Consider the following 4,253-nt stretch of genomic DNA (forward strand, 5'->3'; position numbering starts at 1 on the left):
ATAGTAGATATACTAAACAAATTATTTAAATTAATAAAAATATTTTATATCGGATTTTTTTTGTAAAATAGTTAAATAAAGATATAAAAAACACTTAAAAGATTATTTTATATTTTCATAAATAATACCCATAGGGTGTATTATTAAGTAGTTATATTATGGATCGAGAATTTACTTCAATAGAATTGTTTGCAGGTGCAGGCGGAATGGCTTTAGGTCTAGAATTAGCTGGTTTTGAGCATATTGGATTAGTAGAAATAGATAAAGATGCTGCAAATACTCTATTAAAAAATAGACCAAATTGGAATGTCCTACAAGAAGATATTGAACTAGTTGCTAAAAGAGATTTAGAACAAGAATTTAATATTAAAAAATATGAACTAGACTTATTATCTGGAGGAGCTCCTTGTTAAGCATTTTCTTATGCAGGTAAAAGATTAGGACTAGATGATGTTCGTGGGACAATGTTTTACCACTATGCAACTTTCTTACAAAAGTTACAACCTAAAATGTTTCTTTTTGAAAATGTAAGAGGGTTACTTAGTCATGATAAAGGTAGAACTTTTGAAACAATTTTAAATATTTTTGCTGATCAAGGATATAAAGTTGTTTATGAGGTGTTAAATGCTTGGGACTATGGTGTAGCACAAAAAAGAGAAAGATTAATTGTGGTAGGCATTCGTCAAGATTTAGCAGATAAAATAACTTTTAAATTTCCTAGTAAGCATAACTATAAACCTGTTTTAAGAGATATTTTAGATAATGTTCCTGATAGTCTAGGAGCTAAATATTCAGAAAAAAAAGCTAAAATATTTGCTTTAGTACCTCCAGGTGGATATTGGAGAGATATTCCAGAAGATATTGCTAAAGATTATATGAAATCATGCTGGGATATGGAGGGAGGAAGAACTGGAATTCTTCGCCGTTTAAGTTTAGATGAGCCATCTTTAACTGTATTAACTACTCCTCAGATGAAACAAACAGATCGTTGTCATCCATTAGAAGTTAGACCTTTTACTGTACGTGAAAATGCACGTATACAATCTTTCCCAGATAATTGGGAATTTGTAGGTTCAGTAGGTTCTCAATATAAACAAGTAGGAAATGCTGTTCCTTGTAACTTAGCCAAAGAAATTGGCAAAAATATAATAGTTTCATTGTTAGAACTAACTGGAGGAACATAATGGATCAATATGATTTAGATTTCATAGATAAAGATGACTTTGATAAACATGTATTAAATACTCTAAATAGTTACAATCAAACTTTTAGAAAAATTGATTTAAAAGAGTTTAACAAAAATTTAATTGATCCTATAAAATTAATTTTTGATAAACACATGTTTAAAAAATCTTATGAAGAAATCATTGATCTAGAAATACATAGACAGAGAGATAAATCAAATAATAATATTATTGGATTTTTTCATCAGAATATTTTTAAGTATATAAATAGTTGTGAAGTTCCTAACAAAGGGGGGATGTTATTTATAGACCCCAAAATGGAAAAATGATATTTGTGGAGTTGAAGAATAAACATAACACCATGAATAGTTCATCTTCAGCTAAAACATATATGCGCTTTCAAAATCATTTATTGAATGATGCTGAAAAAGATAATAGTATTTGTGCTCTAGTAGAAGTAATTTCTAAGCGTTCTGATAATAAGCCTTGGGTTGTCACTATTGACGGAATAAAACAATTAGAAAACGAAAACATTAGACGTATGTCAATAGATAAATTTTACGAAATAGTAACTGGTGATAAATTGGCTTTTAAGAAGTTATGCATGCAATTACCTATTACAATAAAGTATCTAATAGAACAAAATGATTTCTTAAAAATAGAAGAAGATTCTGTAATACAAGAATTAAAAGCTTATGATTCTAATACTTTGTTTGCAATTTATAAATTAGCTTTTAGTACTTATGAAGGATTTGATAATTTAGATTAAATTTTATTTATCTCTAAAGAAATATTTCTACCAAAGCAGATAGAGTATATGAATTACATTCGTATACTCTTTTTTTCGTAGTTGTACACAAAAAGTGGTCACCAGTCGCATTTTTAACGCAAAAATCCCTTTTATGGGGTGATTTTGTAAAATTTTGTTAAATTTTTCAGCATTCTAAAATTTATCTGTTACAATCTAGTTAATGCTTCAAAGATTATTAATTTATTCATAACCATATTTATTTCTCTCTGGTTATCTAAATTTTTAGCTTTAAGCTTATCTCATCCAAACTGTTTTACAACAGTATTTCTTTCTCTAAATATATCCACAATAATCTATTCTCGCGGTAAAAACAACGTAAATCTTTTACGTTCTCTTGCTATGGCGCAAAGTCTTAACTTTGCTTGGCTGCTTGTTGTTTTTTACAAAACTTTCTGTGTTTTTACCATCTTTGCTATCACTTGCTCTTTAGTTAGTGATGCAGAGCTAATTCCGAGAATAATTCCTCCCGTTTTAATTTCCAATTTTAAATTTCTAGTTCCCTTAAACTTTTTTAACAACTCTAAGAGATTGATAGGTACTTACTAAATCTACTTACTAATTTTTACTTGTAAAAAATGTTTATGTGTATTTGTACTTGTATTTGTAAGTTATAAACACTCTTAGAATTGATTTTTACCGTGTTGTCCAATGAATTAAGGATACCTAAGTATCAACCCTCTTTTATCTGCCTTTAGGTGGGGTACGACCGTATCCTTGATTCTTTTTCAAAGGAGTTTAGTTATAGGTCAGTTTATTTCTTTACCTTTACGTAAAACTCTGCAAAGTTTTTTCGCTCTAGGGCGTTGGTGTAATGCTGTGCTTACAGATTTAGCGCAACCAGCTACCTATGGTAAGCAACTATTAGTATGGCTAATGCTCTGGTTGCAAGTAAGTGTAGTGCCTTTATCAGAGGCTTATGCTAATCCTAATGCGACTAATGTTCAGAGTCCAACACAATTAGCCACGCAGATCTTGCAACAAGGATACGCTACGAATAGTAGTCAGCAACAAGCTTATCAAGCCTTACGTTCAGATCCTCAATATGTGCAGCTGTTAATGCGTTTAAATTTAACGAGCATTAATGGGTTAAATTTTCAGAGTTTACCTGCAGCTGAACAAGAAGAATTAGTCCGAATCTTAGCTAACTTATTACAAGTGAGCCCTATGCCTGTCGATCAAGGACAACTTGATGTATGGGAGGGAGCTGAAGATTATGCAACGCAAGCGCAAGCGCTTGCGACCCAATCTTTAGCCCAACAACCACAACTCCAAGTTTGGAGTGCTAAGCAAGGAACTCCTAATCAAGTAACAGGTGCAGTTGGTACTGTTAATCCCCTTTTAGCTAGTCATAGCATGCCGGATCTGTTGCGTGGTTTAGAAACTAATCCTCATGGTAAGAGTACCTCTTCATGTACAGATACTAAACGCGCTGGTTTTACCTGTACTAAACCAGTAGTAATCATTAGTCAGTGTACTGCTCGTCCTGTATTTAAAGGTTCGAATGATGGTACTGGAGATGTTGATCTCTTACCTAAGTTTGAGAATGGCTATAGCTGTGGTAAAGGTTGTACAGCTGTAAAGGTAAATGATCTTGGTACAAGAGCTTCAGTTAGTCACAAATTACGTTTGTGGCATGCGCAAGGTATTAAGTACTACAGTGTACGAGTACTAAACGGTAATAACTTACGGATTAATAATTTAGCAGTAAGTACAGGTGCTGAAGTACGTATGTCTTCAGGAGTTAATACCGTTGAAAACCAAGTAGAACTCATAGTACGTAATACCAGAGTTAGTCGTAATCGTAGTTATCCCTTTACCTTAGAAGTAAGAGCTTACTTTACGGTAGATGTAAAACCTACACATATTGATTGGCAGCTCGAAGATTGTCCATGGACAAGATTACAACGAGAGTTTACACAAGTGAAAAATGTTGCAGCTTTAGCCGCTTCTAACACCTTGTCTCCTATTGCTTCTTCGCTTAGTTCTCAAGATGGGGTTCAATCAGCTTCACAAAGTGTTTCTTCATCTACTTCTCAAGGAGCTTTTAAATCTACTTCAGTAGTCTCTTCGCAAACTACTTTACAAGTTGCTTATCCAACTCCAACTAAGTTACAAGTTGATTATCCAACTCCAACTACGCTACAAGTTGCTTCACAAGTTACTTCACAAGTTACTTCACAAGTTACTTCACAAGTTACTTCACAAGTTACTTCACAAGTTACTTCACAAGTTACTTCACAAGTTAGTTCGCAAGTTAG

Annotated in this window: 3 protein-coding genes and 1 pseudogene; all 4 read left to right on the plus strand. The window is 32.5% G+C overall.

Going from position 1 to position 4,253, the window contains the following annotated elements:
• The first annotated feature begins 158 nt into the window (after positions 1-158).
• Positions 159-1,184, plus strand: a pseudogene (locus CKF58_RS00775) (DNA cytosine methyltransferase).
• Entirely contained in the window at positions 1,184-1,513 is a 330-nt protein-coding gene (locus tag CKF58_RS08625) for an Eco47II family restriction endonuclease (protein ID WP_222987631.1), read from the plus strand. Before CKF58_RS00775 ends, CKF58_RS08625 begins: the two are co-directional and overlap by 1 nt.
• Positions 1,514-1,545: 32 nt before the next feature.
• Complete coding sequence (locus CKF58_RS08630) at positions 1,546-1,953, plus strand: Eco47II family restriction endonuclease (protein ID WP_281270660.1); 408 nt, start codon at positions 1,546-1,548, stop codon at positions 1,951-1,953.
• Between the two features lie 756 nt (positions 1,954-2,709).
• Positions 2,710-4,253, plus strand: a 1,544-nt coding sequence (locus tag CKF58_RS00785) for a hypothetical protein (RefSeq protein ID WP_222987633.1), incomplete at its 3' end; no start/stop codon positions are given.

The organism is Psittacicella hinzii (assembly GCF_003585935.1).
Classification (GTDB): Bacteria; Pseudomonadota; Gammaproteobacteria; order Enterobacterales; family Psittacicellaceae; genus Psittacicella; species Psittacicella hinzii.